The 24,851-nt window shown below is 72.4% G+C and carries 26 protein-coding genes and 1 tRNA gene; 13 read left to right on the top strand and 14 right to left on the bottom strand.

The genetic code is table 11. From position 1 onward, the window contains the following. The first annotated feature begins 55 nt into the window (after positions 1–55). The 10 genes from ACIQD7_RS21285 (at position 56) to ACIQD7_RS21240 (ending at position 11,718) form a co-directional block, all read left to right on the top strand. Positions 56–880 carry a BRO family protein gene (locus tag ACIQD7_RS21285; protein WP_402443421.1) on the top strand — a complete coding sequence of 275 codons (825 nt, stop codon included), beginning with the start codon at positions 56–58 and terminating at the stop codon, positions 878–880. An 86-nt stretch (positions 881–966) separates the two neighbouring features. After that, complete coding sequence (locus ACIQD7_RS21280; RefSeq protein WP_402443419.1) at positions 967–1,836, top strand: DUF2797 domain-containing protein; 870 nt, start codon at positions 967–969, stop codon at positions 1,834–1,836. 136 nt (positions 1,837–1,972) lie between these two features. Continuing rightward, positions 1,973–2,308, top strand: coding sequence for an antibiotic biosynthesis monooxygenase family protein (locus tag ACIQD7_RS21275; RefSeq protein ID WP_402443417.1), 336 nt, complete (start codon positions 1,973–1,975; stop codon positions 2,306–2,308). Continuing rightward, the gene (locus ACIQD7_RS21270; protein ID WP_402443415.1) at positions 2,295–3,206 is read left to right on the top strand and encodes an amidohydrolase family protein; all 912 of its coding nucleotides are present in this window, start codon (positions 2,295–2,297) and stop codon (positions 3,204–3,206) included. Before ACIQD7_RS21275 ends, ACIQD7_RS21270 begins: the two co-directional genes overlap by 14 nt. Positions 3,207–3,332: 126 nt before the next feature. After that, a complete protein-coding gene (locus ACIQD7_RS21265; protein ID WP_121829717.1) occupies positions 3,333–4,088 on the top strand; it encodes a response regulator transcription factor in 756 nt (251 codons plus the stop codon). Between the two features lie 96 nt (positions 4,089–4,184). Further along, entirely contained in the window at positions 4,185–5,672 is a 1,488-nt protein-coding gene (locus ACIQD7_RS21260) for a sensor histidine kinase (RefSeq protein ID WP_402443788.1), read from the top strand. Positions 5,673–5,748: 76 nt separating this feature from the next. Beyond that, positions 5,749–7,020, top strand: coding sequence for a glycosyltransferase (locus ACIQD7_RS21255; protein WP_402443413.1), 1,272 nt, complete (start codon positions 5,749–5,751; stop codon positions 7,018–7,020). Then, positions 7,017–9,275, top strand: a complete 2,259-nt coding sequence (locus tag ACIQD7_RS21250; protein ID WP_402443411.1) for an ArnT family glycosyltransferase — start codon at positions 7,017–7,019, stop codon at positions 9,273–9,275. The genes ACIQD7_RS21255 and ACIQD7_RS21250 overlap by 4 nt, the downstream gene beginning before the upstream one ends. A gap of 101 nt (positions 9,276–9,376) precedes the next feature. Continuing rightward, positions 9,377–10,915 carry an MFS transporter gene (locus ACIQD7_RS21245; protein WP_402443409.1) on the top strand — a complete coding sequence of 513 codons (1,539 nt, stop codon included), beginning with the start codon at positions 9,377–9,379 and terminating at the stop codon, positions 10,913–10,915. Positions 10,916–10,950: 35 nt separating this feature from the next. After that, a complete protein-coding gene (locus ACIQD7_RS21240) occupies positions 10,951–11,718 on the top strand; it encodes a TetR/AcrR family transcriptional regulator (protein WP_402443407.1) in 768 nt (255 codons plus the stop codon). A 132-nt stretch (positions 11,719–11,850) separates the two neighbouring features. Here the strand turns inward: ACIQD7_RS21240 and ACIQD7_RS21235 are convergent, their stop codons facing one another. Next, on the bottom strand, positions 11,851–13,503 hold the full coding sequence (locus ACIQD7_RS21235; protein WP_402443405.1) for an MDR family MFS transporter: 1,653 nt from the start codon (positions 13,501–13,503) through the stop codon (positions 11,851–11,853). A 15-nt stretch (positions 13,504–13,518) separates the two neighbouring features. After that, the gene (locus tag ACIQD7_RS21230) at positions 13,519–13,962 is read right to left on the bottom strand and encodes a MarR family winged helix-turn-helix transcriptional regulator (protein ID WP_121829719.1); all 444 of its coding nucleotides are present in this window, start codon (positions 13,960–13,962) and stop codon (positions 13,519–13,521) included. A 201-nt stretch (positions 13,963–14,163) separates the two neighbouring features. On the opposite strand from ACIQD7_RS21230, the gene ACIQD7_RS21225 reads away from it, so the two are divergent. Continuing rightward, the gene (locus ACIQD7_RS21225) at positions 14,164–14,391 is read left to right on the top strand and encodes a hypothetical protein (RefSeq protein WP_121829696.1); all 228 of its coding nucleotides are present in this window, start codon (positions 14,164–14,166) and stop codon (positions 14,389–14,391) included. 188 nt (positions 14,392–14,579) lie between these two features. Here the strand turns inward: ACIQD7_RS21225 and ACIQD7_RS21220 are convergent, their stop codons facing one another. Then, positions 14,580–15,254: a TetR family transcriptional regulator gene (locus tag ACIQD7_RS21220; protein WP_402443402.1), complete on the bottom strand. Its 675-nt coding sequence runs from the start codon at positions 15,252–15,254 to the stop codon at positions 14,580–14,582. A 48-nt stretch (positions 15,255–15,302) separates the two neighbouring features. Here ACIQD7_RS21220 and ACIQD7_RS21215 point away from each other — a divergent pair, with 48 nt between their 5' ends. Continuing rightward, on the top strand, positions 15,303–16,238 hold the full coding sequence (locus ACIQD7_RS21215; RefSeq protein ID WP_402443401.1) for an oxidoreductase: 936 nt from the start codon (positions 15,303–15,305) through the stop codon (positions 16,236–16,238). A gap of 87 nt (positions 16,239–16,325) precedes the next feature. Here ACIQD7_RS21215 and ACIQD7_RS21210 read toward each other — a convergent pair whose 3' ends face one another. From ACIQD7_RS21210 to ACIQD7_RS21175, 8 genes are all read right to left on the bottom strand, one after another. Continuing rightward, positions 16,326–17,240, bottom strand: a complete 915-nt coding sequence (locus ACIQD7_RS21210; RefSeq protein ID WP_205613819.1) for an RNA polymerase sigma factor SigF — start codon at positions 17,238–17,240, stop codon at positions 16,326–16,328. A gap of 234 nt (positions 17,241–17,474) precedes the next feature. Further along, a complete protein-coding gene (locus ACIQD7_RS21205; RefSeq protein ID WP_121829720.1) occupies positions 17,475–18,320 on the bottom strand; it encodes an RNA polymerase sigma factor SigF in 846 nt (281 codons plus the stop codon). 213 nt (positions 18,321–18,533) lie between these two features. Further along, positions 18,534–18,827 (bottom strand): Dabb family protein, encoded by a 294-nt coding sequence (locus ACIQD7_RS21200; RefSeq protein WP_402443398.1) that lies wholly within the window; start codon positions 18,825–18,827, stop codon positions 18,534–18,536. A 9-nt stretch (positions 18,828–18,836) separates the two neighbouring features. Continuing rightward, positions 18,837–19,001 (bottom strand): hypothetical protein, encoded by a 165-nt coding sequence (locus ACIQD7_RS21195; RefSeq protein WP_163013800.1) that lies wholly within the window; start codon positions 18,999–19,001, stop codon positions 18,837–18,839. A 346-nt stretch (positions 19,002–19,347) separates the two neighbouring features. Beyond that, positions 19,348–19,432: transfer RNA gene (locus ACIQD7_RS21190), tRNA-Ser, on the bottom strand. Positions 19,433–19,521: 89 nt separating this feature from the next. Then, entirely contained in the window at positions 19,522–19,950 is a 429-nt protein-coding gene (tadA, locus tag ACIQD7_RS21185) for a tRNA adenosine(34) deaminase TadA (RefSeq protein WP_351974134.1), read from the bottom strand. 221 nt (positions 19,951–20,171) lie between these two features. Next, positions 20,172–20,708, bottom strand: a complete 537-nt coding sequence (locus tag ACIQD7_RS21180; RefSeq protein WP_121829701.1) for a hypothetical protein — start codon at positions 20,706–20,708, stop codon at positions 20,172–20,174. A gap of 297 nt (positions 20,709–21,005) precedes the next feature. Next, the gene (locus ACIQD7_RS21175; protein ID WP_402443395.1) at positions 21,006–21,215 is read right to left on the bottom strand and encodes a hypothetical protein; all 210 of its coding nucleotides are present in this window, start codon (positions 21,213–21,215) and stop codon (positions 21,006–21,008) included. A 92-nt stretch (positions 21,216–21,307) separates the two neighbouring features. Here ACIQD7_RS21175 and upp point away from each other — a divergent pair, with 92 nt between their 5' ends. Further along, positions 21,308–21,943 (top strand): uracil phosphoribosyltransferase, encoded by a 636-nt coding sequence (gene upp, locus ACIQD7_RS21170; RefSeq protein ID WP_053639912.1) that lies wholly within the window; start codon positions 21,308–21,310, stop codon positions 21,941–21,943. A 4-nt stretch (positions 21,944–21,947) separates the two neighbouring features. Here upp and ACIQD7_RS21165 read toward each other — a convergent pair whose 3' ends face one another. The 3 genes from ACIQD7_RS21165 to ACIQD7_RS21155 all read right to left on the bottom strand — a co-directional run bounded on the left by ACIQD7_RS21165 (position 21,948) and on the right by ACIQD7_RS21155 (position 24,839). Next, positions 21,948–22,577 (bottom strand): LytR C-terminal domain-containing protein, encoded by a 630-nt coding sequence (locus ACIQD7_RS21165; protein ID WP_402443393.1) that lies wholly within the window; start codon positions 22,575–22,577, stop codon positions 21,948–21,950. A 115-nt stretch (positions 22,578–22,692) separates the two neighbouring features. Beyond that, positions 22,693–22,989: a type II toxin-antitoxin system VapB family antitoxin gene (locus tag ACIQD7_RS21160; protein ID WP_030209440.1), complete on the bottom strand. Its 297-nt coding sequence runs from the start codon at positions 22,987–22,989 to the stop codon at positions 22,693–22,695. 296 nt (positions 22,990–23,285) lie between these two features. Continuing rightward, on the bottom strand, positions 23,286–24,839 hold the full coding sequence (locus tag ACIQD7_RS21155; RefSeq protein WP_402443391.1) for a M28 family metallopeptidase: 1,554 nt from the start codon (positions 24,837–24,839) through the stop codon (positions 23,286–23,288). Positions 24,840–24,851: the final 12 nt, after the last annotated feature.

The raw sequence follows: 24,851 nt of genomic DNA, 5'->3' as shown, positions 1-24,851 counted from the left end.
TGCATGTCAGTTGAATATGCCTTCGGACTAGCTTGCGAGACGGAGGTGATGATCGATGGACGCGATCGACATCGATGACGTGGTGTACGCCGCCACCGGGGAGCGCCTGCGGAGGCTGACCGCGTCGGACGGGGCCCACTGGTTCCCCGTGGTGGACGTGGCGAAGCGGCTGGGGTACGCGGGGACGAGGGAGGCCCTGCGGACGGTGGCGCTGCCGGGGGAGTGCCTGACGTCCGCGCGGGAGATCGCCGGCGACGAGGAGTTCCTCCGCCGGTGCGGGATCCGCGCGTCGACGCGGATGGTGAGCCTCCAGGGGCTCGTCCGGCTCGTCGGGGCGTGCCGGAGGCCGGAGGCCGGGCCGTTCCTGGCGTGGGTGTCCGAGGTCGTGGCCTCGGTCCAGCGGTACGGCGGGTACGGGCTCGAACCCTCGCCGGTGCACGGCGGGTTCCTCCTGCCGCCGGAGCTCGTCGACGTCCTCGTGCGCCTGGAGGGACGGTTCGACGAGGGGGCCCTCGCGTCGGCCGGGCAGGTCGAGTACGCGGAGCTGCTCCGCGAGACCCGCAAGAGCCTCTCAAGGGTCGCCGAATCCCTTGAGCGGCTCGCCGTGCCCCGCCAGCGCACCGGCTCCGCCGTCGCGCTCAGCCCGCAGGAGCTCGTCGAGTCCTGGGCCATCACCGGGGACGTGCGGACGGTCGCCAGCTGTCTCGCCCCCGGGCTCGTCCGGGGCGGGGTGCGCTACCGGCCCCAGGACGTCACCCGCCGCACCGGCCTCTCCGGCGAGCGCGTGCGCGACTGCGTGCGGCTCCTCCTCGAACGCGGCTGCATGAGGGAGGTCGGAGAGCCCGACCCGGACGGGACCCGGATCTACGTCCTGCCCTGAGCAGGGCGCGGGTCGGAGCTCGGGTCGGGGTTTCGGTCCGGGTGTGGCGGAGACTGGGGATCCGAGCAGTACGGGGAGGCGTGGACGTGGAGTGGCGGTGCCGGGGGATCACCTGGAGCGGCGGAGTGCCGGGGCTGCGGTGGCAGGGCGGAAAGGTCAGCCCGCTCGCGTACGGGCAGCCGCTCGCCTTCCGCGCCGTCGGGGTACGGCGCTGCCCGGGGGCCCGGGGCAACCCCTGCCCCCTGGCGGCCGCCGTCCCCGGCCGGGCCACCGGAGGGCGGTGCGCGGAGTGCGCCCGGCTCGACCGGGCCCACTCGGTCGCGGCCGACACCGTCGCGGACGACCCCCAGCCGTACCGCGTCTACCTGGCCTGGTTCGGGCCCGGCATGACCAAGGTGGGCATCACCGCCGAGGCCCGGGGCGAGGCCCGGCTCCTGGAGCAGGGGGCCGTCGCGTTCAGCTGGCTCGGCCGGGGGCCGCTGATGGCCGCCCGGCGCACCGAGGAGGTCCTGCGCCAGGCCCTCGGCGTGCCCGACCGGGTGCCGTACGAGCGCAAGCGGGCCGCCCGGCACGCCCTGCCGCCCGCCGCCGAACGGGCCCGGGAGGTCGAGGAGCTGTACCGGCGGGCCCGGGAGGTCGGCGGCTGGACCGAGACCCTGGAGCCGCTGGAGTTCGCCCCGCGCGACCACGCCGGGGCCTTCCGCCTCGACGGACTGCCGCCGTTCGCCGGCACGGTCACCGAGCTGACCGACGGCGGCACCGTCACCGGGCGGCTGCTCGCCGCCGCCGGGCCCGACCTGCACCTCCTCGCACCCGACGGGCGCTGTCTCGCCCTCGACACCCGGCTCATGGGCGGGTGGGCCCTGCACAAGGCGCGCGAGGAGGAGGGGGTCTCCGTGCCGGTGACGGCGGCGGCTCCCGCGAGCGACCCGAACGAGCAGGGGGAGCTCTTCTGAAACGGCTTTAGCCGTGGGCTTCTCCGGTGGGCCTTCCTGAAGGCCCTCCCGGCCACCCGGCCCGCTTCGTAAAGTCTTGGATCCCTTTGGCCGGCGGCCGTGGACATCCCCGCCCGGCCCCCGCGAGGGTGATCGCATGACCCCGAAACTGGTGGCGGGCATCGAACCGCCCTACTACACCGCTGTCTTCACCTCGGTCCGGCCCGACGAGCCCGAGGGCTACGCCGAGACCGCCTCCCGGATGCGGGAGATCGTCGAGGGGATTCCCGGCTACCTCGGATACGAGTTCGCCCGCACCCCCGGCGGCATCGGCATCACCGTCGCCTACTTCCGCGACCTGGAGTCCCTCGACGCCTGGCGCGTCCACCCCGCGCACCAGGAGGCCAAGGCGTACGGGCGGGAGCACTGGTACGACGGGTACAGCGTCCACATCGGCAGGGTCGAGCGGAGTTACGGCCATGAGCGCGCATGACCGGGCGCACGGGGAGAACGGCGTCGTCGACGTCCCCGCGCTCCTCGCACGGCTCGGAATCCCCGGACTCGTCGACGTGCACACGCACTTCATGCCGCAGAACGTCCTCGACAAGGTCTGGGCCTACTTCGACGCCGTCGGCCCTCTGACCGGTCTGGAGTGGCCCATCACCTACCGTGAGGAGGAGGACCGCAGGATCGCCCTCCTGCGCGGATTCGGGGCGGTCGCCTTCACCGCGATGCTCTACCCGCACAAGCCCGGCATGGCCCCCTGGCTGAACTCCTGGGCCGCCGACTTCGCCGCCCGCACCCCCGACTGTCTGCACACCGCGACCTTCTTCCCAGAGCCGGGCGTCGACGGTTACGTCCGCGAGGCGCTCGCCGCCGGGGCCCGCGTCTTCAAGGTGCACCTCCAGGTCGGCGGGTTCGACCCGAACGACGAGCGGATCGACGACGCGTGGGGGAGCCTCGCGGACAGCGGCACCCCCGTCGTCGTCCACTGCGGCTCCGGGCCCACCCCGGGCAACTTCACCGGCCCCGGCCCCATGGGACGGCTGCTCGCCCGCCATCCCCGGCTGCGGGTGATCGTCGCGCACATGGGGATGCCCGAGTACGGGGACTTCCTCCCCCTGGCCGAGCGGTACGAGGGCGTCCACCTCGACACCACCATGGCGTTCACCGACTTCAGCGAGCGGCTCGCGCCTTTCCCCGTGCGGGAGCACAAGCGGCTGCTCGACCTCGGCGACCGGATCCTCCTCGGCTCGGACTTCCCCAACATCCCGTATCCGTACGCCCATCAGCTCCACGCCCTCGAACGCCTCGGGCTCGGGGACGACTGGCTCCGGAAGGTGCTGTACGAGAACGGTGCCGCGATGTTTCACGTGAAACCGGCCCGTTGACCCCCAGAGCGCTCTGTTTCACGTGAAACCGCCCCTGGAGGTCATCTCCACGGCGGTGGTCATTTCTCAGCGAATTCACAGGAAAGGAAAAGGGGCCTTTCAGCGGCGACGGTCAGCGTGGGACCCATGACCGTCACCCCACACCGCACGAGCAACCGCCCCGGCACCCGCGCCGACATGCTCCGTGCCGACGGAACCGCCGTCCGGGTCCTCGTCGTGGACGACGAGGCCTCGCTCACCGAACTGCTCTCCATGGCCCTGCGTTACGAGGGCTGGCAGGTCATGAGCGCCGGGGACGGGGCTGCCGCCCTGCGTTCCGCGCGCGAGTTCCGGCCCGATGCCGTGATCCTCGACATGATGCTGCCCGACGTCGACGGGCTGAGCCTGCTCGGCTCGATCCGGCGCGAGCTGCCCGACGTGCCGGTGCTCTTCCTGACGGCGAAGGACGCCGTGGAGGACCGGATCGCCGGGCTCACGGCGGGTGGCGACGACTACGTGACCAAGCCCTTCAGCCTGGAGGAGGTGGTCGCCCGGCTGCGCGGCCTCATCCGCAGGTCCGGCGCCGCGCAGGCGCGCAGCGAGTCGCTGCTCACCGTCGGGGACCTGACCTTGGACGAGGACAGTCACGAGGTCACCCGGGGCGGCGACTCGATCCACCTCACGGCGACCGAGTTCGAGCTGCTGCGCTACCTCATGCGCAATCCGCGCCGGGTGCTCAGCAAGGCGCAGATCCTCGACCGGGTCTGGTCGTACGACTTCGGCGGCCAGGCCAATGTGGTCGAGCTCTACATCTCCTATCTGCGCCGGAAGATCGACGCGGGGCGCTCGCCGATGATCCACACCCGGCGCGGGGCCGGCTACCTGATCAAGCCGGGGGAGTAACGACCCGTGTTCCTGGCTCCACGGTCGCCCCGGGACGCACGGTCGTCCCGGGGCACGCGGCCGTTCCGAGGCGTACGGCTCCTCTCGGCCGCGCGGCTGTCCCGGCGTGCGCGGCGGCCCTGGTCGCTGCGCACCCGGCTCGTCGTGGCGGCGGTCGCGCTGATCGCGGTCGTCGCGGCCGTCATCGGCACGGTCACGACGATCGCGTTCCGCTCGTACCTGTACGACCAGGCCGACGAGCAGGTCCGGGGGCTCTCCCAGCGGGCCGCAGGGCCGCCGGTCGTCCTGCCCGCGCCCGATCCCGGCCGGGGCCGGGAACCGTTCGCCTTCCTCGGCGGCCCGGGCGCCCCGATAGGGACCCTCGGCGCGGTTCTGACCGACGGCGAGGTCACCTCCGCCGGGTACTCGACGGAGGTGCCCGGCAACAGCGGTACGGACGGGCCGAGGTTCCCGGTCGAGGAGCTGGACGCGGGCCAGCGGGCCGCCCTCGCCGCCGTTCCGCGCGACGGCGAGCCGCACACCGTCGAGCTGCCCGGCGGCCTCGGCTCCTACCGGGTCGCGTACGCGGAGGGCAGCCGGGGCACCTTCCTCACCGGCATCCCGCTCACCGAGGTCGACGACGCCCTCTCCACCCTCGTCCTGGTCGAGCTGAGCGTCACCGGGGCCGGACTCGTCGCGGCCTCGCTCGCCGGGACCGTCCTCGTCGGGGTGGCCCTGCGCCCGCTGCGCCGGGTCGCCGCCACCGCCCGCCAGGTCGCCCGGCTCCCCCTGCACAGCGGCGAGGTGGCGCTCCACCAGCGGGTCCCGGAGCCGGAGGCCGATCCGCGCACGGAGGTCGGCCAGGTCGGCGCGGCCCTCAACCGGATGCTCGACCACGTCCACTCGGCCCTCGACGCGCGCCAGCGGAGCGAGACCCGGGTCCGGCAGTTCGTCGCGGACGCCAGCCACGAGCTGCGCACCCCGCTCGCCTCGATCCGGGGATACGCGGAGCTGACCCGGCGCGGCCACGAGGAGTGCGGACCCGACACCCGGCACGCGCTCGGCCGGATCGAGTCGGAGGCGACCCGGATGACGGGCCTGGTGGAGGACCTGCTGCTGCTCGCCCGGCTCGACGCCGGACGCCCCCTCTCGTACGAGCCCGTCGACCTCGTCGCGCTCGTCGTGGACTCCGTGAGCGACGCCCGCGCCGCCGGGCCCGGCCACCACTGGAGCCTCGAACTCCCCGGGGAGGCGGCGGAGGTGCGCGGGGACGGCGCCCGGCTCCGGCAGGTGCTCCTCAACCTCCTGGCCAACGCCCGCACCCACACCCCGCCCGGCACGAAGGTCACCGCCCGCGTCCGCACGGAGGGGCCGGACGCGCTCGTGGAGGTCGAGGACGACGGGCCCGGCATCCCGGACGCCCTCCTGCCCTCCGTCTTCGAACGGTTCGCGCGCGGCGACGCCTCCCGCTCCCGCGCCGCCGGCTCCACCGGCCTCGGGCTCGCGATCGTCCGCGCGGTCGTCCTCGCCCACGGCGGCGGGGTGACGGTGGCGAGCGTCCCCGGCAGGACCGTCTTCACGGTCCGCCTGCCCGTGGACGCGTAGCCCCCGGACGAGGACTCACAGGCGGGGCACAGGCTCGGCACACGGCCGTGACAGCCGCACCGGCGAGTGTCCGGGTATGCGAACCCCAACGATCGCGCGGCCCGTGCCCGGCGCCCTGCCCGCCCGGGAACACCTGCCCGTGGACGTAGCCGGACGGCCCGTCCTGGACGTGGTGATCCCCGTGTACAACGAGGAGAAGGACCTGGAGCCGTGCGTCCGCCGGCTCCACGAGCACCTCTCCCGGACCTTCCCGTACGGCTTCCGCATCACCGTCGCCGACAACGCCTCCACCGACACGACGCCCGCCGTCGCCGCGGCCCTCGCCCGCGAAGTGCCCGGGGTGCGTTCCGTACGCCTCGAACAGAAGGGGCGCGGGCGGGCGCTGCGCACGGTGTGGTCGGCGTCGGACGCGCCCGTCCTCGCCTACATGGACGTCGACCTGTCCACCGACCTGAACGCGCTGCTCCCGCTGGTCGCGCCGCTCATCTCGGGCCACTCGGACCTGGCGATCGGCTCCCGGCTCTCCCGCTCCTCGCGGGTGGTGCGCGGCCCGAAGCGGGAGTTCGTCTCCCGCGCGTACAACCTGATCCTGCGCTCCTCGCTCGCGGCCCGGTTCTCGGACGCGCAGTGCGGGTTCAAGGCCATACGGCGCGAGGTCGCCGAGCGGCTGCTCCCGATGGTCGAGGACACCGGCTGGTTCTTCGACACCGAGATGCTGGTGCTCGCCGAGCGGGCCGGGCTCCGGATCCACGAGGTGCCGGTCGACTGGGTCGACGACCCCGACTCGACCGTGCACATCGTGCAGACGGCCACGGACGACCTGAAGGGCGTCTGGCGGGTGGGGCGGGCCCTTGCGACCGGTTCGCTGCCGCTCGACCGGCTCGCCCGGCCGTTCGGGGACGACCCCCGGGACCGCGAACTCAGCGGCGTGCCGGGCGGTCTCGCCCGCCAGCTGGTCGGCTTCTGCGTGGTCGGGGTCCTGTCCACGCTCTTCTACCTGGCGCTGTACTCGGCCTTCCGGCTCGGCCTGGGCCCGCAGCTCGCCAACGCCGCCGCCCTCCTCGTCTCGGCCGTCGCCAACACGGCGGCCAACCGGCGCCTCACCTTCGGGGTGCGGGGCCGGGACCGGGCCGTCCGCCACCAGGCGCAGGGGCTGGTGGTCTTCGCCATCGGCCTGGCCCTGACCAGCGGTTCGCTCGCCGCCCTCGGCGCGGCGACCGGAGACCCGTCGCACTCCACCGAGCTGGCCGTCCTGATCGTCGCCAACCTCGCCGCGACCGTCCTGCGCTTCCTCCTCTTCCGGCTCTGGGTCTTCCCCGAGCGGGCCACCGCAAGGAACGAACGATGACCACCCTGAACCCCGCGGCACCGGCCGCCCGGGGGAGCGACCGGCTCGCCCGCCTCCGGCGTGGACGCGCCGAGGACGCCCCCTGGGTCCGGCCCGCCTTCCTCGGCCTGCTCGTCGTGACCGGCGTGCTCTACCTGTGGAACCTGAGCGCCTCCGGCTACGCCAACTCCTTCTACTCCGCCGCCGTCCAGGCGGGCGGGGAGAGCTGGAAGGCCTTCTTCTTCGGCTCCCTCGACGCGGCCAACGCCATCACCGTCGACAAGCCGCCGGCCGCGCTCTGGCCGATGGCGCTCTCCGTCCGCCTCTTCGGCCTCGGCTCCTGGCAGATCCTCGTGCCCGAGGTGCTCATGGGCGTGGCCACGGTCGGCGTCCTGTACGCGGCCGTCCGGCGCCGGTTCGGCGCGGGAGCCGGCCTGATCGCGGGCACGGTCCTCGCGCTGACGCCGGTCGCCGCCCTGATGTTCCGCTTCAACAACCCGGACGCGCTGCTCGCCCTGCTCATGACGGTCGCCGTGTACGGGGTGCTGCGCGCCCTGGAGGACGGGCCGGGCGCGGCGAAGTGGCTCGTGTGGGCGGGCGTGGCCTTCGGCTTCGCGTTCCTGGCGAAGACCCTCCAGGCCTTCCTGATCCTGCCGCCGCTCGCCCTCGTGTACGCGGTGTGCGCGCCGGGCGGGATCGGGCGCCGCGCCGGGCGGCTCGCCCTGGCCGGGCTCGCGATGCTGGTCTCGGCGGGCTGGTGGGTGGCCCTGGTCGAGCTGTGGCCGGCGTCCTCCCGTCCGTACGTCGGGGGCTCGCAGAACAACAGCTTCCTGGAGCTGACCTTCGGTTACAACGGCCTCGGCCGGATCAACGGCAACGAGACCGGCAGCGTGGGCGGCGGCGGAGGCCCCGGCGGGGGCGCGGGCGGTGGACGCTGGGGCGAGACCGGCGTCGGCCGGATGTTCAACGACTCGGTCGGCGGTCAGATCTCCTGGCTGCTTCCGGCGGCGCTGCTCCTGCTCGTCGCGGGGCTCGTCGTCACCCGGCGGGCGCCCCGCACGGACACCGCGCGCTCGGCGTTCCTGGTGTGGGGCGGCGCGCTGCTGATGACCCTCGCGGTGTTCAGCTTCATGGCCGGCATCTTCCACGAGTACTACACGGTGGCCCTGGCCCCGTACGTCGCGGCGCTCGTCGGCATGGGCGCGGCCGTGCTGTGGGAGGAGCGCACCCGGTTCGCCGCCTCGGCGGCGCTCGCGGTGACGGCGGCGGTGACGGCCTGGTGGGCCTGGACGCTGCTAGGCCGTACGCCGGACTGGCTCCCGTGGCTGCGCTGGACGGTCCTGGTGGCGGGCGGCGCGGCGGCCCTCGGGCTCCTTGTCGCGGGCCGGGTCGACCGGCGCTTCGGGCTCGCGGCGGCGGGCCTCGGCCTGGCGGCGGGCCTCGCGGGCCCCTTCGCGTACACCCTGGAGACGGTGAACACCGGCCACCAGGGCTCCATCGTGACGGCGGGCCCGGCGGGCGGCCGGGGCCCGGGCGGCTTCGGCGGCCGTATGCCGGGCGGCTTCGGGGGCCGGACGTTCGAGGGCGGAATGGCGTTCCCGGGCAGTCAGGGCGGGCAGGGAGGCCAGAACGGCCAAGGCGGACAGATGCCCGGCGGCCCCGGTGGCCAGGGCCAAGGACAAGGCCAGGGCCAAGGACAAGGGCAAGGCCAGGGTCAGGGACAAGGCCAGGGCCAGATGCCCGGCGGCACCCCGCCCCAGGGGATGCCCCAGGGAATGCCGCAAGGGATGCCCCAGGACGGTACGGCCCGCGGCGAGCGCCCCGGCTTCGGTGGCGGCGGTGGCGGCGGCATGGGCGGTCTCCTCAACGGCGCGAACGTCGGTACGGAGGCCAAGGCGGCGCTCCTGAAGGACGCCGGTTCGTACACCTGGGTCGCGGCCACGGTCGGCGCCCAGAACGCCGCCAGCTACCAGCTCGCCACGGAGAAGCCGGTCATGGCGATCGGCGGCTTCAACGGCAGCGACCCGTCCCCGACCCTCGCGCAGTTCAAGCAGTACGTCGCCGAGGGGAAGATCCACTACTTCATCGGAAGCGGGGGCGAGGCCGGCGGAGAGTCCGGAGGCGAAGGCAACGGCCGCACGGGCGGCGGCCGCATGGGCGGAGGTATGGGCGGCAACTCCGAGATCTCCACCTGGGTCTCGGAGACCTTCGAGAAGGTCACGGTCGGCAGCGCCACCTTCTACGACCTGACCAAGGACCTGACCAAGGAGAAGTGACCAGCCACCGCAAGGCCGAAAAATAACCGCTATACAGCGTAAGAGAGCCCTTGTACGGTGTACGAGACCTGATCTCGTACACCGTATAAGGAGTGCTCCCCATGACGGCGCCGACCGCCGCGAACGAACCGTCCGCCACCCCCGGCGGCCACCCGCAGCGCTGGCTGATCCTCGGCGTCATCTGTCTGGCCCAGCTCACCGTGCTGCTCGACAACACCGTGCTCGGCGTCGCCATCCCCTCGCTGACCTCGGAACTCCACGCCTCCACCGCCGACATCCAGTGGATGGTCAACGCGTACTCGCTCGTCCAGTCCGGCCTGCTCCTGACCGCCGGGAACGCCGCCGACCGCTACGGCCGCAAGAAGCTCCTCGCCGCCGGGCTCGCGCTCTTCGGCCTCGGCTCGCTCGCCGCCGGGCTCGCGGACTCCACCGCCCAGCTGATCGCCGCCCGCGCGGGCATGGGCGTCGGCGGCGCGCTGCTCATGACCACCACCCTCGCCGTCGTCATGCAGATCTTCGACGACGCCGAGCGGATCAAGGCCATCGCGCTCTGGGCCACCGTCAGCTCGCTCGGCTTCGCCGCCGGACCGCTGATCGGCGGCGCCATCCTCCACCACTTCTGGTGGGGCATGATCTTCCTGATCAACATCCCGGTCGCGCTCGTCGGCCTGGTCGCCGTGGTCAAGCTGGTCCCCGAGTCCAAGAACCCCCAGGGCGAGCGGCCCGACCTGGTCGGCGCGCTGCTCTCCACCGTCGGCATGACCGCCGCCGTGTACGCCATCATCACCGGCCCCGAGCACGGCTGGACCTCGGCCGAGGTGCTGGTCCCGGCGGCCGTCGCCGCCGTCGTCCTCGCCGCCTTCGCGCTCTGGGAGCTGCGCGTCCCGTACCCGATGCTCGACATGCACTTCTTCCGGAACCAGAAGTTCGTCGGCGCCGTCGCGGGCGCGATCCTGGTCATGTTCGGCCTGGGCGGCTCGCTCTTCCTGCTCACCCAGCACCTGCAGTTCGTCCTTGGGTACGAGCCGCTGGAGGCCGGTCTGCGGATGGCGCCGCTCGCCCTGACCGTGGTCGCGCTCAACCTCACCGGTGTCGGCCCCCGGATCGTGGTCAAGCTCGGCACCGCGTCCGCCGTGGCCGTCGGCATGACCCTCGTCGCGGCCGGTCTCGCCTCGATCGCCCTGGTCGGCGGCGGAACGGACGGCGGTTACGGGGGGATGCTCCTGGGCCTGGTCCTGATGGGCGTCGGCCTCGCGGTCTCCAACCCGGCCATGGCCAACGCCATCATGAGCGCCATCCCGCCGGAGAAGGCCGGCGTGGGCGCGGGCGTCAACGGCACCCTCGCCGAGTTCGGCAACGGCCTGGGCGTCGCCGTCCTCGGAGCCGTGCTCAACGCGCGCTTCGCCGCCCTCGTCACCGTCACCGCGACCTCGCTGCCCGCGGCCCTCGCGGCGGCCGGGAGCGACGCCGAACGGGCCCGGGTCTCCGACGCGTTCGCCTCCGGCCTCCAGACCAGCCAGCTCGTCGGCGCGGTCGCCGTCCTCGCGGGCGGCCTGCTCGCCGCGGTCCTGCTCAAGCGGGCCGAGGGCGCCGAACGGGCCGGGAAGACCGCGGTCCCGGATCCGGCGGCGGCTGCCTAGCATGGGCACGAAGCGCTGACAGACGGAGGAACGCGATGGTCAAGGCAGCCGATCGGGCCGAGAACCCGGCGCGTTCCAGCGTCTGGCTGGAGAAGCGGACCCCGCGCGCCGGGGGCGGTCCGGCCGGGCTCGACCGGGACCGGATCGTGGCCGCCGCGATCCGGATGCTCGACGAGGGGGGCCTGGCCGGGCTGTCGATGCGCAAGCTCGCGACCGGGCTCGGCGTCACGGCCATGTCGCTCTACTGGTACGTGGACACCAAGGACGACATCGTCGAGTTCGCGCTGGACGCCGTCTACCGGGAGGTCGACCTCGACGCGGTGGACGCGGCGGAGACCTGGCAGGACCGGATCCGCGTGCTCGCGCTCGTCTACCGCAGGATGCTGGTCCGGCACCCGTGGCTCTCGCCGTGCGTCGGCTCGTACCTCAACATCGGGCCGAACGCGCTCGCCGTCGGGTACCGGATCCAGCGGACCGTCCGGGAGTCCGGACTGCCCCTGCACGGCGTGCCGGGCGCGATGGCGGCGGTCTTCCAGTTCGTGTACGGGTACGGCACGATCGAGGGCCAGTTCGGCGCGCGCGCGGCGGCCGCGGGCATGTCGCAGGACGACTTCTACCGCGAGGGGCTCACGGCCTTCCGGGACGACCCGGAGTTCTCGCCGAAGATCGAGGACATGAAGGACATCCTCGACGAACGGGTCTCGCACGGCAGCGTCAGCGCCATCTGGGAGCGGGACTTCGCCTTCGCCCTGGACGTCCTGGTCTCCGGCATCGAGGCGATGGTGGCCCGCGAACAGGAATGAGAACGGGAACGGGGACGGGGCGGGGACAGGAACAGGAACGGGAATGGGAACGACGGAGCGGCGGGCCGTCCCCTGCCCGCCGCTCCGTACCGACCCGGCCGCGCCTCCGCTCGAAGCGCGGCCGGGAGCTTCCTACCTGGCGTCCGCCGTGACCTTCGCGTCGGCGGTGGCCTTCCCGGCGCCGCCGGCCTTCTCGTCCGCCTTCACCGTGCCGCTCTTGAGGGCGACCTCCTTGATGAACAGCGTCACCACGAAGGCGAGCAGCGCGAAGGGCGCCGAGTAGAGGAAGACGTCCGCGACGCCGTGGCCGTACGCGTCCTCCATGACCGTGCGGATCGGGGCCGGCAGCTTGTCCATGTCGGGGATGCCGCCGCCCGTGCCGCCCTGGCCCATGGCGCCCGCGGCCTTCGGGCCGAGCTCGGCCAGGCCCTCCTTGACGTAGTCCGTGACCCGGTGGGCCATGACCGCGCCGAGCGCCGAGACGCCGATCGCACCGCCCAGGGAGCGGAAGAAGGTGACCACGGAGGAGGCCGCGCCGAGGTCGGCGGGGGCCACCTGGTTCTGGGTGCAGAGCACCAGGTTCTGCATCATCATGCCGAGGCCGAGGCCGAGGAGCGCCATGAAGAGCGCGATGTGCCAGTACTCCGTGTCGTAGCGGATCGTGCCGAGCAGGCCGAGGCCGCCGGCGGCCAGGGCGCCGCCGCTGACCAGCCACGCCTTCCAGCGGCCGGTCTTGGTGATGACCAGGCCGGAGACCGTCGAGGAGACGAACAGGCCCGCGATCATCGGGATGGTGAGGACGCCGGACATCGTCGGCGACTCGTTGCGCGCCAGCTGGAAGTACTGGCTGAAGAAGACCGTGCCGGCGAACATCGCGACGCCCACGAAGAGCGAGGCGAGCGAGGCGAGGGTGATCGTGCGGTTGCGGAAGAGGCGGAGCGGGATGATCGGCTCGCTCGCCTTCGACTCGACCAGGACGAAGACCGCGCCGAGGAGGACGGAACCGAGGACCATGACGACCGTCTGCCAGGACATCCAGTCGTACTTGTCGCCCGCGAAGGTGACCCAGATGAGGAGCAGGGAGACGGCGGCGCTGATGAAGAGGGCGCCGGCCCAGTCGACCTTGACCTCGCGCTTCACGACGGGGAGCTTCAGGGTCTTCTGCAGGACGAGCAGCGCGATGATCGCGAAGGGCACGCCGACGTAGAAGCACCAGCGCCAGCCGAGCCAGTCGGTGTCGGTGATGACGCCGCCGAGCAGCGGGCCGCCGACGGTGGCGACGGCGAAGGTCGCGCCCAGGTAGCCGCTGTACCGGCCGCGCTCGCGCGGGGCGATCATGGCGGCCAGGATGATCTGGGAGAGGGCGGTCAGACCGCCGACGCCGATGCCCTGTACGACGCGGCAGGCGATGAGCATTCCGGTGCTCTGCGAGAGGCCGGCGACGATCGAGCCCGCGACGTAGATGACCAGGGCTATCTGGACGAGCAGCTTCTTGGAGAAGAGGTCCGCGAGCTTGCCCCAGAGCGGGGTGGTCGCGGTCATCGCCAGGAGGGCCGCGGTCACGACCCAGGTGTAGGCGGACTGGTTGCCTCCCAGGTCGGTGATGATCTGGGGCAGGGCGTTGGAGACGATCGTCGAGGACAGGATGGCGACGAACATGCCGAGCAGCAGCCCGGAGAGCGCCTCCATGATCTGCTTGTGCGTCATCGGGGCGCCGCCGGAGGCGAGGTCCCCCTCCTTGGCGCTCCCGCCGCGCACACCGGTCTCTGGTGTGGTGCTAGCCATGGACTTCCTTCGTTCTCAAGCGTGGTGGGCCCGGCAGTCCCCGAAGGAATCGCGGAGGCGGGCGAGCAGGGTGGTGAGCAGTTCGACGTCTTCGTCGGACCACTCCGCGAGGGTGCGGGCGAGCATGTCGGTCAGCCGTCGGTCGAGGACGGCGAGCATGGACGCGCCCGCCGGGGTCAGATGGAGGATCCGGGAGCGCCGGTCGGCGGGGTCGGGCAGGCGCTCGACCCATCCGCGGTCCACCGTGTGGGCCACGTGGCGGCTGCTGACCGACACGTCGACGGCCATCAGCTCGGACACGCGGCCCATCCGCATGTCCCCGTGGTGGTTGAGGAGCGCGAGGACGATCGCGGATCCGCCGGGGCACTCGGCGGGCAGGGTCCGCGCGAGTCCGCGCTTCACCGCCCCGATGGCGCTCACCTGGCGGGCGAGGTTCTCGTACCGATTTCCTGTGTCCATCGCGTACTCCACCGCGTGCTCCACATATCTTGTTGCTTAGGGCAACCATAGAGATGGATGGTTGCTCCAGGCAAACTAAATCGGTCAAACGGCGCTAAAGAATCGGCAAAGCGGGAGCCGGGGCGTCCGGCGGGCGTCCTCGCGCCGGGCCGGGGGGCCGGGGCTTGGGGCCCCCGGCCGACTTCGCTAGGGTCCTGGCCCATGGCACACAACCCCCAAGCACCGTACGGCCAGGGCCAGGGCCCCGAGGGCTCCTACGACCCCGCCGGAAGCACCCAGATGTTCCGCGCCTTCGTCGACGAGGGCGCCCCGCAGCGGCAGCAGCCGCAGGCCGTCGCCGCCTCCTCGGGCCCCCGGGTCGGCCTGATCGTCGGCGTGGTCGCGGCCGTCGTCGTCCTGGCGGCCGTCGCCTGGCTCGCGATCTTCTGACCGCTCCGCACACCCAGGGTGGGCCGGCTCCGCACTCCGCGGACCGGCCCGCTTCTCTTTTTAGGGGGTACGGGGCCTGCGGCCCGGCGGGCTGTTCATGGATAGCCGCAGGCTCTATGAGCTCTGTGGCCTCTACGGGCTTTATAGGTAGCGGCGGGTTCTACGGGCCCCCGGGCCTCCCCCCGCCCTCACCCGGTCGCGGAGTCCAGCGACGGCGCGAGCACCGCGAAGGCCTCCCCGATCAGCGCGTCCGGTTCCTCGGCGCCCCCGCCCTCGCTCCACCGGCGCAGGACGGCGTCGAAGGCGGTCAGCGCCATGCCCGCGGCGAGCCGGGGGTAGAGGTCGGTGCCGGGATCGCGCCCCAGGCGTACGGCCAGCTCCTCCGTCAGCTCCTCGCGCCACTGTGCCTGGTGTTCCAGGAAGCGGGCGAGCAGCGCGGGCGTCCGCAGGATCAGCCGGACCACCGGCAGCGCGCGCTCGGCGTGGTCCCCGCAGGTGGCCAGGGGTACGGAGACGGCGTGCAGCAGTGCCTCGGAGGGCCGCTCGGCGGCGGGCCGGGCGGCGAGCGCCGTGCGGATGTCGGCGCCCATTCCCGCCAGGAACTGGACGACCACGTCCTCCTTGGACGCGAAGTACCGGAAGAAGGTCCGCTTGGAGACCCCGGAGGCGGCAGCGATCTCGTCCACCGTGACCGCGTCGAAGCCCTTGAGGGCGAACAGCTGGAGGGACGCCTCGGTGAGCTCGGTCGCGACGAGCTGACGCTTGCGCTGGGCGAGGGTGGAGGAGCCGGCGGCGGGGCCGGTCTCGGTGCTACCGGGACGGGTGCTCACTCCGGAATGGTAACGCGGTGCCTCCCGTGGCATCGAGGCGCGCGCTTGACACTCGGTGACACGAACGGCAACGTGTGTCGCATGACCAAGAAACAGCGCTGGACCGCCGACCGCATTCCGGACCAGACCGGGCGGGTCTCCGTCGTCACCGGGGCCAACAGCGGCCTGGGCCTCGCCACCACCCGGGAGCTGGCCCGCCGGGGCGGGCGCGTGATCCTCGCCGTACGGGACGAGGGAAGGGGGCGCCGGGCCGCCGAGGGCCTGGCGGCCGAGGGGATCGCGCCGGACCTGCTCGACGTGCGCCCGCTCGACCTCGCCGACCTCGACTCGGTGCGGGACTTCGCCGGACGGGTGCGGGAGGACCACTCCCGTCTGGACGTCCTCGTCAACAACGCGGGCGTGATGGCCCCGCCCCGCACGCTCAGCCCCCAGGGCCACGAGCTCCAGTTCGCCGTCAACCACCTCGGCCACTTCGCCCTCACGGGGCTGCTCCTGGACCTGCTGGCCGCCGGACGGGACTCCCGGGTGGTCACCGTCAGCTCGGTCAACCACCGCCGGAAGGGGCTGGGCTTCGAGGACCTGGACGGCGGGCGCGGCTACGCGCCCATGGCCTTCTACGACCGGTCGAAGTTCGCCAACGCCGTCTTCGGGCAGGAGCTGCACCGGCGCCTGACCGGGAGCGGCAGCCCGGTCCTGGCCGTCCTCGCCCACCCCGGCTACACCGCCACGGGCCTCCAGACCAAGGCGTCCGGCCCGGCCAAGGTGCTCTTCGGGTACCTCGGCAACCCGCTGCTTGCCCAGCGCCCGGAGCGCGGCGCGCTGCCCCAGCTCTACGCGGCGACCGCCCCGCAGGTGAGGGGCGGCGAGTTCATCGGCCCCGACGGCCCGGCCGAGCTGCGCGGCGCCCCGACCCGCGTGCGGATCTCCGACGCGGCGGCCGACCCGGAGGCGGGCCGCCGGCTGTGGGAGCTCTCGGAGCGCCTGACCGGGGTGCGCTTCCCGGTCGCCGCCGGATAGCGAGCGGCCCCCTCGCCGGCGTACCGCCGTCCGAAGAGGCCGGTCGAGGGGCGCTCGAAGGGGCCGGTCGAGGACCGTCCGGCGGGGTCAGTCGGAGATGAGTCCGTCCCGCAGCTGGGCCAGGGTGCGGGTGAGCAGGCGCGAGACGTGCATCTGGGAGATGCCGACCTCCTCGCCGATCTGCGACTGCGTCATGTTCGCGAAGAAGCGCAGCATGATGATCTGCCTCTCGCGGGGCGGGAGTTTGGCGAGCAGCGGCTTGAGCGACTCGCGGTACTCGACACCCTCCAGGGCGGTGTCCTCGTAGCCGAGGCGGTCCGCGAGGGAGCCCTCGCCGCCGTCGTCCTCGGGGGAGGGCGAGTCGAGCGAGGAGGCGGTGTACGCGTTGCCCACGGCGAGGCCGTCGACCACGTCCTCCTCCGACACCCCGAGCACGGCGGCGAGTTCGGGGACGGTGGGGGAGCGGTCGAGCTTCTGGGCGAGCTCGTCGCTGGCCTTGGTGAGGGCGAGGCGCAGCTCCTGGAGCCGGCGCGGGACCCGCACCGACCACGAGGTGTCGCGGAAGAAGCGCTTGATCTCGCCGACGACCGTCGGCATCGCGAACGTCGGGAACTCCACGCCCCGTTCGCAGTCGAAGCGGTCGATGGCCTTGATCAGGCCGATGGTGCCGACTTGGACGATGTCCTCCATGGGCTCGTTGCGGGAGCGGAAGCGGGCGGCCGCGTACCGGACGAGGGGGAGGTTGAGCTCGATGAGGGTGTCGCGGACGTAGGTCCGCTCCGGGCTGTCGGCGGCGGCGCCCTCCGCGTCCAGGGCGCGCAGCCGCAGGAAGAGGGAGCGGGAGAGGGTGCGGGTGTCGAGGGCGCCGGTCGTCACGACCATCGGCGGCGGGGCGGGCTCCGCGCTCTCGGGCGCCGTCGGCGCCGTCGTCTGCGTGGGCACGGGAACGACGGGAACGGGCGTGAGCGTGAGCACCTTGGAGCTGCCCAGTTCTGTGGACATGCCACCCCCTTGAGGTCGCGGACGGTCGCGGTGCCGCGACCATCTGAGGAACGCAGCCACCACCTGAATACCGGCGGCGGGGCTGCGGCAAACGCGGTTCCAGCAGAATGTCACATGTCGGCAACACGCTGTAGTGACTTGTCGACACAATGCCCGCGCATATCCGCAGGAAACAAGGGGTGTTGGGCATGTTGTGCGGTGCGGAACTACTCCGAACCGGTCTACCCGTTCCGGTTACGCTTCGATCCTGTTTGCGGATCTCAATCGTGCGAAGCTCCGTGCGAGGAGCCTTGACACGTGCATCTGGGAGACGCCGAGTTCCTGGCTGATCTGAGACTGGGTCAAGTTGCTGTAGTACCGCAGCATCAGAATCCGCTGCTCCCGTTCGGGCAGTTGTACGAGGAGGTGCCGGACCAGGTCCCGGTGCTCGACCCCGGCGAGGGCGGGGTCCTCGTAACCGAGCCGGTCGAGCAGTCCCGGCAGCCCGTCGCCCTCCTGCGCGGCCTCCAGGGAGGTGGCGTGGTACGAGCGTCCGGCCTCGATGCAGGCGAGCACCTCGTCCTCCCCGATCCGCAGCCGCTCGGCGATCTCGGCGGTGGTGGGGGAGCGCCCGTGAGCGGTCGTCAGGTCCTCGGTGGCGCCGTTGACCTGGACCCACAGCTCGTGCAGCCGGCGGGGCACGTGCACGGTCCGCACGTTGTCCCGGAAGTAGCGTTTGATCTCGCCGACGACCGTCGGCATCGCGAACGTCGGGAACTGCACGCCCCGGTCGGGGTCGAAGCGGTCGATGGCGTTGATGAGGCCGATGGTGCCGACCTGGACGACGTCCTCCATGGGCTCGTTGCGGGAGCGGAAGCGGGCCGCCGCGTACCGGACGAGCGGCAGGTTGGCCTCGATGAGGGCCCCGCGCACCCGGTCGTGCTCGGGGGTGCCCGGTTCGAGGCCCTTGAGCTGCCCGAAGAGGACCTGGGTGAGGGCGCGGGTGTCGGCGCCGCGGGTGCTCTGGGGGCGCGGACGCGGGGCCTCCGGGCCGCCTGCCTCGTGCTGGGGCGGGACTTGAGGTGCTGTACTGGCCGGCACGTTCACGCCACCCCTTCGGCTGGTCCTGCTGGTCGGCTGGTGTCAACTACGGTCAACTCATCCGTCAAAAGCGGTCATAGCATCACAAGACATGTCCACTGTGTGCAAGCACCCCATAACCACGTGTTGAGGGCGCGGAGGGCGGGAAAAGGGGGCCGGAAAGCCGCGAGGCCCCCCGCCTTCCCGGCGGGGGGCCTCGGTCGTGACCGGAGGTCAGAAGGCGTAATCGGCGATCACCCAGGTGGCGAACTCCCGCCACTGGGCGACGCCCGCCTGGTGGGCCGGGTGCTCCAGATAGCGCTGGAGGGCGTCGGTGTCCTCGACGGCAGAATTGATGGCGAAGTCGTACGCGATCGGCCGGTCGGTGATGTTCCAGTCGCACTCCCAGAACCGCAGCTCCGGAATCTGTCCGCCGAGGGCCCGGAAGGCCTCGACGCCCTCGACGACGCGCGGCTCGTCGCGGTCGACGCCGTCGTTGAGCTTGAACAGGACCAGATGGCGGATCACGGAGGGCTCCTAATTGATGAGTTCGGTCATGAACTCGCCGACTCCCTGGGCGGCGCTGGAAATGCCCTCGAACCCTACCTGGACCAGATCCGCCGCCCTCGCCGGGGACGTGACGATCGTGTACAGCACAAAGACCACGACCGCGTACAGCGCGACCTTCTTCGCCTGCGCCATTTCCAGCCCTCCCCTGTTCCCCCGCCGTACGACCGCGCCACTCTAACCGAGCCTTTACGGACCAAGGGCCCGGAGAACGAGGACTTTTGCCGTCCGCCGGAAGGGTGCCGGGCGCGCAGTATGGATGGCGAGCCCCGGAGGATCTGGCAGGAATCCGAGGGGCTCCGGAACCGGCCCGCACTGCGGGGTCCGCGCCGCGAGGCTTCCCCCGACGGCGGCACGGACCTGGAGGACCGGTTCTCACCGGGGGGAGCGGCTTGTCCCCCCGATGCCGCTCCCCCCGACCGAAGCCTTCCCCACGTGCACGAAGGGCCCGGCGCTGATGCGCCGGGCCCTTCGATCGAAGCGGTAGCGGAGGGATTTGAACCCTCGGTGAGTTTCCCCACACTCGCTTTCGAGGCGAGCTCCTTCGGCCGCTCGGACACGCTACCGAGAGAGAGCTTAGCCGAAACTGCCGCTGCGATGAAATCCGTATCCCGCCGCAGGTCGGAGAGGGGGCGGGGAGGGGCCGCCGGGCAGGTCAGCGGGTGCGGAAGAAGGCCGTCAGCTGCCGGGCGCACTCCTCGCCGAGCACGCCGTGGATCACCTCGGGGCGGTGGTTGAGCCGCCGGTCCCGCACGAGGTCCCAGAGGGAGCCCGCCGCGCCCGCCTTCTCGTCCGGGGCCCCGAACACCACCCGCTCCACCCGCGACTGGACCAGGGCGCCCGCGCACATCACGCAGGGCTCCAGGGTCACGACCAGCGTGCAGCCCGTCAGGCGCCACTCGCCGGTCACCGCGGCCGCCCGGCGCAGGGCGAGCACCTCGGCGTGCGCGGTGGGGTCGCCGGCCGCCTCCCGCTCGTTGTGCGCCCGCGCCAGGACCTTCCCGTCCGGGCCGAGGACGACCGCGCCGACCGGCACGTCACCGGCCGGCCCGGCCGCGTCCGCCTCGTCGAGGGCGAGCCGCATGGCCTCCCGCCAGGGGTCCCGCAGGGGGTCCGGTACGGAATCCCGCAGGGGATCCCGTACGGGCCCGGTCGCCGGTTCCGTCGCGGACCCGATCGCGGGGCCCTGTACGGAGTCGGTCGCAGGGTCCCGTACGGGTCCGGTCGCGGGGTCCCGTACGGACCCGGTCGCGGGGCCCCCTACAGGGTCGGTCGCAGGGTCGGGAAGAGGTGCCGCGGGGACCACTAGCGGACGGCCTCCAGGACCTCGCCCGCGCCCAGCGCGTCCGCGATCTCCGAGAGCGCGTCGGTCTCCAGGGCGAGCAGCTCGGCCGGCGGCAGACCGAGGTCCGCCAGGATCAGCCGGTCGCCCACCGGGGCGGCCGGGACGGCCTCGGCGGCCACGGAGCCCGCCTCGTCGTCCTCGTCCCCGTCGGCGCCGAGCGGCTCCCCGTCCTCGGTGCCGTCCAGGTCCAGCGACTCCAGCTCGTCGACGAGGTCGTCCAGATCGTCACCGAGGATCTCCCGGGTGAGGATCTCCCCGTACGAGGAACGGGCGGCGGCCGCCCCGTCCGAGACGTAGATGCGGGGGTCCTCCTCCCCTTCGATCCGTACGATCCCGAACCACGCGTCCTCCTGCTCGACGAAGACGATCACCGTGTCGTCGTCCGAGGCGTCGCGGGCCAGATCGACCAGATCCGACAGGGTCTCCACGTCGTCGAGCTCCGTGTCGCTCGCTTCCCACCCGTCTTCGGTGCGCGCGAGCAGTGCGGCGAAGTACACCTGACTCTCTCCCACTGATCAGAGGTGTGACGTTCCGAGGGCGCGGTCCTGAGCCCCGCCCCTCGGCATCGTGACAGAAACGGCGCCCGCAGGAGAGGTCTTCGGCTCTTGCGTCGTGCATCAGTCTGAACGTCCCCGCTATCGGGCGGGCGCGCGACCCCGGCGCACTCGGGGGGCGCGCGGTCGGCCATGGCCGGTCTCCGCTGGTCCGGACCCGTTTCCGCCGGTCACACGGATCCGGCGGGACACACGCGCCCCACCGCGCCCACCGGCCTCACCGGTGGAGCCCCCCGCGCCTCACCACCGGAAGGTCCGCATCCGCATCGCCTGCCGCATCCGGGCCGCCCGGGCCCGCCGCGGCTGCACGCGCTCGCGCAGCGCCTTCGCCTCGTGCAGCTCGCGGAGGAACTGGGCGCGGCGCCTGCGGCGCTCCGCCTCGGTCTCCGTCGCCGGCCGCCGGGCCGCCCTCTCGGCACGCCCCTCGACCGGTCCTTCCAGGTCGGACATCTGCCACACCACCCCATCGCCGGGTCCGTGTGCCCCCACCTTCCCCCAGTGGCGCGGATCGACGCCAGTGCGGGGCGGGCTACTGTTGAGTCATGCGTCTCCACGTCGTCGACCACCCCCTGGTCGCCCACAAGCTCACCACCCTGCGCGACAAGCGCACGGACTCCGCGACCTTCCGCCGTCTCGCCGACGAGCTGGTCACCCTGCTCGCCTACGAGGCCACCCGGGACGTGCGGACCGAGCAGGTCGACATCGAGACCCCGGTCACGAAGACGACCGGTGTGAAGCTGTCGTACCCGCGTCCGCTGGTGGTCCCGATCCTGCGCGCCGGCCTCGGAATGCTCGACGGCATGGTCCGGCTGCTCCCGACCGCCGAGGTCGGCTTCCTGGGCATGATCCGCAACGAGGAGACGCTGGAGGCGTCGACCTACGCCACGCGGATGCCGGAGGACCTCTCGGGCCGCCAGGTGTACGTCCTGGACCCGATGCTGGCGACCGGCGGCACGCTGGTCGCGGCGATCCAGGAGCTGATCAAGCGCGGCGCGGACGACGTGACCGCGGTCGTGCTCCTCGCCGCCCCGGAGGGCGTCGAGGTCATGGAGCGCGAGCTCGCGGGCACCCCCGTCACCGTCGTGACGGCCTCGGTCGACGAGCGGCTCAACGAGAACGGTTACATCGTCCCGGGCCTGGGCGACGCGGGCGACCGCATGTACGGCTCGGCCGAGTAGGCCGTCAGCACTTCCCGGTCGGAGCGGGCGCGGGCTTGGTCAGGGCGACCAGGGCCGCGTCCGCCGTCGTTTTCGGGGACAGGTTCTTGAAGGCGGTCCCGATGATCAGGTCCACGTCCGCCGTGGCCCGGGTGTCCGTCTTGGTCGTGGCGCCCGTGAGCTGGGTGCCGAGGACCGGGAAGGCGCCCTTGGTGGCGGCGGGCGCGCCGAGGAACAGTCCGGCGCCCGGGACCTTCTTGTCGTAGGCGGCCGGCGCGTTCCCGACCTTGCCGACCTTGAAACCGCGCTTCTTGAGCTCGTCGGCCGTCGTCTTGGCGAGTCCGCTGCGCGGGGTCGCGTTGTAGACGTTGACCGTGATCTGCGCGGGCTTGGGCAGGGCCGCGGCCGCCGCGGCGGTCGGGGTGGGGGCGGGCTTGCAGTCGGCCTGCTTCCCGGCCGCCGCCTTCGTGCCCGCGTCGCCGGAGAACACGTCGACGAGCTGTAGCGTGCCCCAGCCGGCCGCGCCGAGCACGACCACGGCGGCGGTGGCCGCGAGGACGATCCTGCGCCTGCGGTGGGGGCGGCGCATACGCGGGTAGACATCCCCCGTGATGCGGTACTTTCCACCCATGCCGGGGGGAGTGAGCATGCTCATGAACGCAGCGTAATGCCGCCCGTCGGCGATGCCTACTTGATGATCATGTGATCGCGTCCGGATGGGGTGGAACTGACCCCGAAAGGGTCAGCGGCCGTGTCCTCCGGGCCGCTCGTCAGTCCAGTTCGAGGACGCGGGCGTGCAGCACCTGCCGCTGCTGGAGCGCCGCGCGGACGGCCCGGTGGAGTCCGTCCTCGAGGTACAGGTCGCCCTGCCACTTCACGACGTGCGCGAAGAGGTCGCCGTAGAAGGTGGAGTCCTCCGCGAGCAGGGTCTCCAGGTCCAGCTGGCCCTTGGTGGTGACCAGCTGGTCGAGGCGGACCGGGCGCGGGGCGACGTCCGCCCACTGCCGGGTGCTTTCCCGGCCGTGGTCGGGATACGGCTTTCCGTTTCCGATGCGCTTGAAGATCACACGGAAAGCCTACCGGGCGAGCGGCCACCGGCGCAGCCACGCGCGCCCGACGGGATGCCGGTACGAACCCGGACGAACCGGGACCGGGGTGCCGTCCGGCGCCCGAGCGGGCCGCCGCGACCCGGGCGCACGGGGCCCCGGACGGCCCCGCACGCGGTCCGGGGCCCCGCTCCGGGACGACGCCTTCACCCGTACGCGCCGGTCCGCCCCCCGTCGACCGCCGTGCGGCGCCCGCGACGGAGCGAGGGCTCCCCGCCGGAAACGGGGAGCCCTCGCCTGCCGCCGGTGCGCGGGGACTACTCGGTGACCTCGTGGTGGTCGTCGTGCAGGCCGCCGCCGCTGCCCGCGTCGCCGGTGGTCGGGACGGAGACGACCGGCTTGCGGAGCGAGGAGATGTCGTGGGCGTAGGTGCCCACGGCGTTGGCGATGACGTCGATGTTGACGTCGAACGCCTTCAGGTTGACGTTGCTGAGGTTGTCGCCCTTGGCGTGGTAGTTCACGTCGTACGCGACGCCCGCCTGGCCGCCGAACTTGGCCGCCTGGGCGGCGGTCTTGATGCCCTCGGCGCCGGTGAAGGTGCCGCCGGAGGGGATGCCGACCTCGATGAACGGGCCGTAGTCGGAGCGGCCGGTGAAGTCGGTGCCCTCGTGCGGGTGGCCGTTCTTGTCGAGGAACTCGTTGATGTCGCGCTCCAGCTGCGCCGAGCCCTCGGGGCCCGCGCCGGCGCCGACGCCGTCCGAGTCGTCGCCGTCGTACACGAACAGGCCGTAGTTCGGCGAGGCGATCATGTCGAAGTTCAGGTAGAGCTTGATCTCCTTCTTGTCGAGCGCCGTGAGGTTCTGCACGTAGTGCTCGGAGCCGAGGAGGCCGTTCTCCTCCGCCGACCACCAGGCGAAGCGGACCTTGTTGCGGACCTTGTCCTTCGACTCGGCCAGCTTCAGGGCGGCCTGGAGGAGGCCGGCGGAGCCGGAGCCGTTGTCGTTGATGCCGGGGCCCGCGGTGACGGAGTCGAGGTGGGAGCCGAGCACCACGGTGTTGGCGGCGTTGCCGGCCTTGGTCTCCGCGATGACGTTGTTGGTGGAACGTATCTGCTGGAGCTGGCGGATCTCCAGGGAGAGGGTGACCGGGCCCTTGGCCAGGTCGGCGGCGAGCGCCGTGCCCTCGGCCAGGGTGATGCCGCCGGTGGGGATCTTGCCGGAGGCCGCGTCCCCGAGGGTGCCGGAGAGGACGCCCTCGGCGTTGTTGTAGATGACGGCGGCGACGGCACCGGCGTCGGCGGCGTTCTGCTGCTTCACCGCGAAGGCGCAGCCGCCGCGCTTGATGAGCGCGATCTTGCCGGTGAAGGCGCCGGCGGCGAAGTCGCCCGGCTCACAGCCGCTGGTGGCGTCGGCGTCGACGGGCGCGGCCACCAGTTCGGCCTTGACGCCGCCGACCGGGGTGGACTTGGTGTACGTCATGGCCTTGATGTCCAGCGCGCGGGGCGCGGGGGTGACGACGGAGGCCTTCTCGGCGAGCGTCTCCGTGTACTCGAAGTCGAACTTCTGGTACCAGACGTTGTAGCCGGCCTTCTTGAGCTGCGTGTACACGTACGCGGCGGAGGCGTCGTGCCCGAGCGAACCGGCCGCGCGGTGGCCGCTGGCCGAGTCGGCTATCGCCTGGAACTTCTGCAGGTGCTTGTAGGCGTCCTTGGCGGTGGTGTCGCGGACCAGCTTCTTCGCCAGCTTGGCGGCATCACGGGCGGGTGCGGCCGTGGGGTCCTGTCCCGCGGTGGCGGGGGATGAGAGGACCAGCGGGGCGGCGAGAGCGGCGGCGGCGAGGATGGCCGCGGCCCGGCGCTGGGATGCGTTCACAGAAGTCCTTCC

The sequence above is a fragment of the Streptomyces sp. NPDC093071 genome, assembly GCF_044754545.1.
In the GTDB taxonomy this organism is placed as follows: domain Bacteria; phylum Actinomycetota; class Actinomycetes; order Streptomycetales; family Streptomycetaceae; genus Streptomyces.
Note: the sequence above shows the minus strand (reverse complement) of the source record. Positions and strands in the feature narration are given on the sequence as shown.

Excerpts from the sequence above, each read along its gene's own strand:
- ACIQD7_RS21285 (WP_402443421.1), top strand. The coding sequence starts at position 56 with ATGGACGCGATCGACATCGATGACGTGGTGTACGCCGCCACCGGGGAG.
- ACIQD7_RS21275 (WP_402443417.1), top strand. The coding sequence starts at position 1,973 with ATGACCCCGAAACTGGTGGCGGGCATCGAACCGCCCTACTACACCGCT.
- ACIQD7_RS21270 (WP_402443415.1), top strand. The coding sequence starts at position 2,295 with ATGAGCGCGCATGACCGGGCGCACGGGGAGAACGGCGTCGTCGACGTC.
- ACIQD7_RS21265 (WP_121829717.1), top strand. The coding sequence starts at position 3,333 with ATGACCGTCACCCCACACCGCACGAGCAACCGCCCCGGCACCCGCGCC.
- ACIQD7_RS21255 (WP_402443413.1), top strand. The coding sequence starts at position 5,749 with ATGCGAACCCCAACGATCGCGCGGCCCGTGCCCGGCGCCCTGCCCGCC.
- ACIQD7_RS21250 (WP_402443411.1), top strand. The coding sequence starts at position 7,017 with ATGACCACCCTGAACCCCGCGGCACCGGCCGCCCGGGGGAGCGACCGG.
- ACIQD7_RS21245 (WP_402443409.1), top strand. The coding sequence starts at position 9,377 with ATGACGGCGCCGACCGCCGCGAACGAACCGTCCGCCACCCCCGGCGGC.
- ACIQD7_RS21240 (WP_402443407.1), top strand. The coding sequence starts at position 10,951 with ATGGTCAAGGCAGCCGATCGGGCCGAGAACCCGGCGCGTTCCAGCGTC.
- ACIQD7_RS21235 (WP_402443405.1), bottom strand. The coding sequence starts at position 13,503 with ATGGCTAGCACCACACCAGAGACCGGTGTGCGCGGCGGGAGCGCCAAG.
- ACIQD7_RS21230 (WP_121829719.1), bottom strand. The coding sequence starts at position 13,962 with ATGGACACAGGAAATCGGTACGAGAACCTCGCCCGCCAGGTGAGCGCC.
- ACIQD7_RS21225 (WP_121829696.1), top strand. The coding sequence starts at position 14,164 with ATGGCACACAACCCCCAAGCACCGTACGGCCAGGGCCAGGGCCCCGAG.
- ACIQD7_RS21220 (WP_402443402.1), bottom strand. The coding sequence starts at position 15,254 with ATGCCACGGGAGGCACCGCGTTACCATTCCGGAGTGAGCACCCGTCCC.
- ACIQD7_RS21215 (WP_402443401.1), top strand. The coding sequence starts at position 15,303 with ATGACCAAGAAACAGCGCTGGACCGCCGACCGCATTCCGGACCAGACC.
- ACIQD7_RS21210 (WP_205613819.1), bottom strand. The coding sequence starts at position 17,240 with ATGTCCACAGAACTGGGCAGCTCCAAGGTGCTCACGCTCACGCCCGTT.
- ACIQD7_RS21195 (WP_163013800.1), bottom strand. The coding sequence starts at position 19,001 with ATGGCGCAGGCGAAGAAGGTCGCGCTGTACGCGGTCGTGGTCTTTGTG.
- tadA (WP_351974134.1), bottom strand. The coding sequence starts at position 19,950 with ATGCGGCTCGCCCTCGACGAGGCGGACGCGGCCGGGCCGGCCGGTGAC.
- ACIQD7_RS21175 (WP_402443395.1), bottom strand. The coding sequence starts at position 21,215 with ATGTCCGACCTGGAAGGACCGGTCGAGGGGCGTGCCGAGAGGGCGGCC.
- upp (WP_053639912.1), top strand. The coding sequence starts at position 21,308 with ATGCGTCTCCACGTCGTCGACCACCCCCTGGTCGCCCACAAGCTCACC.
- ACIQD7_RS21165 (WP_402443393.1), bottom strand. The coding sequence starts at position 22,577 with ATGAGCATGCTCACTCCCCCCGGCATGGGTGGAAAGTACCGCATCACG.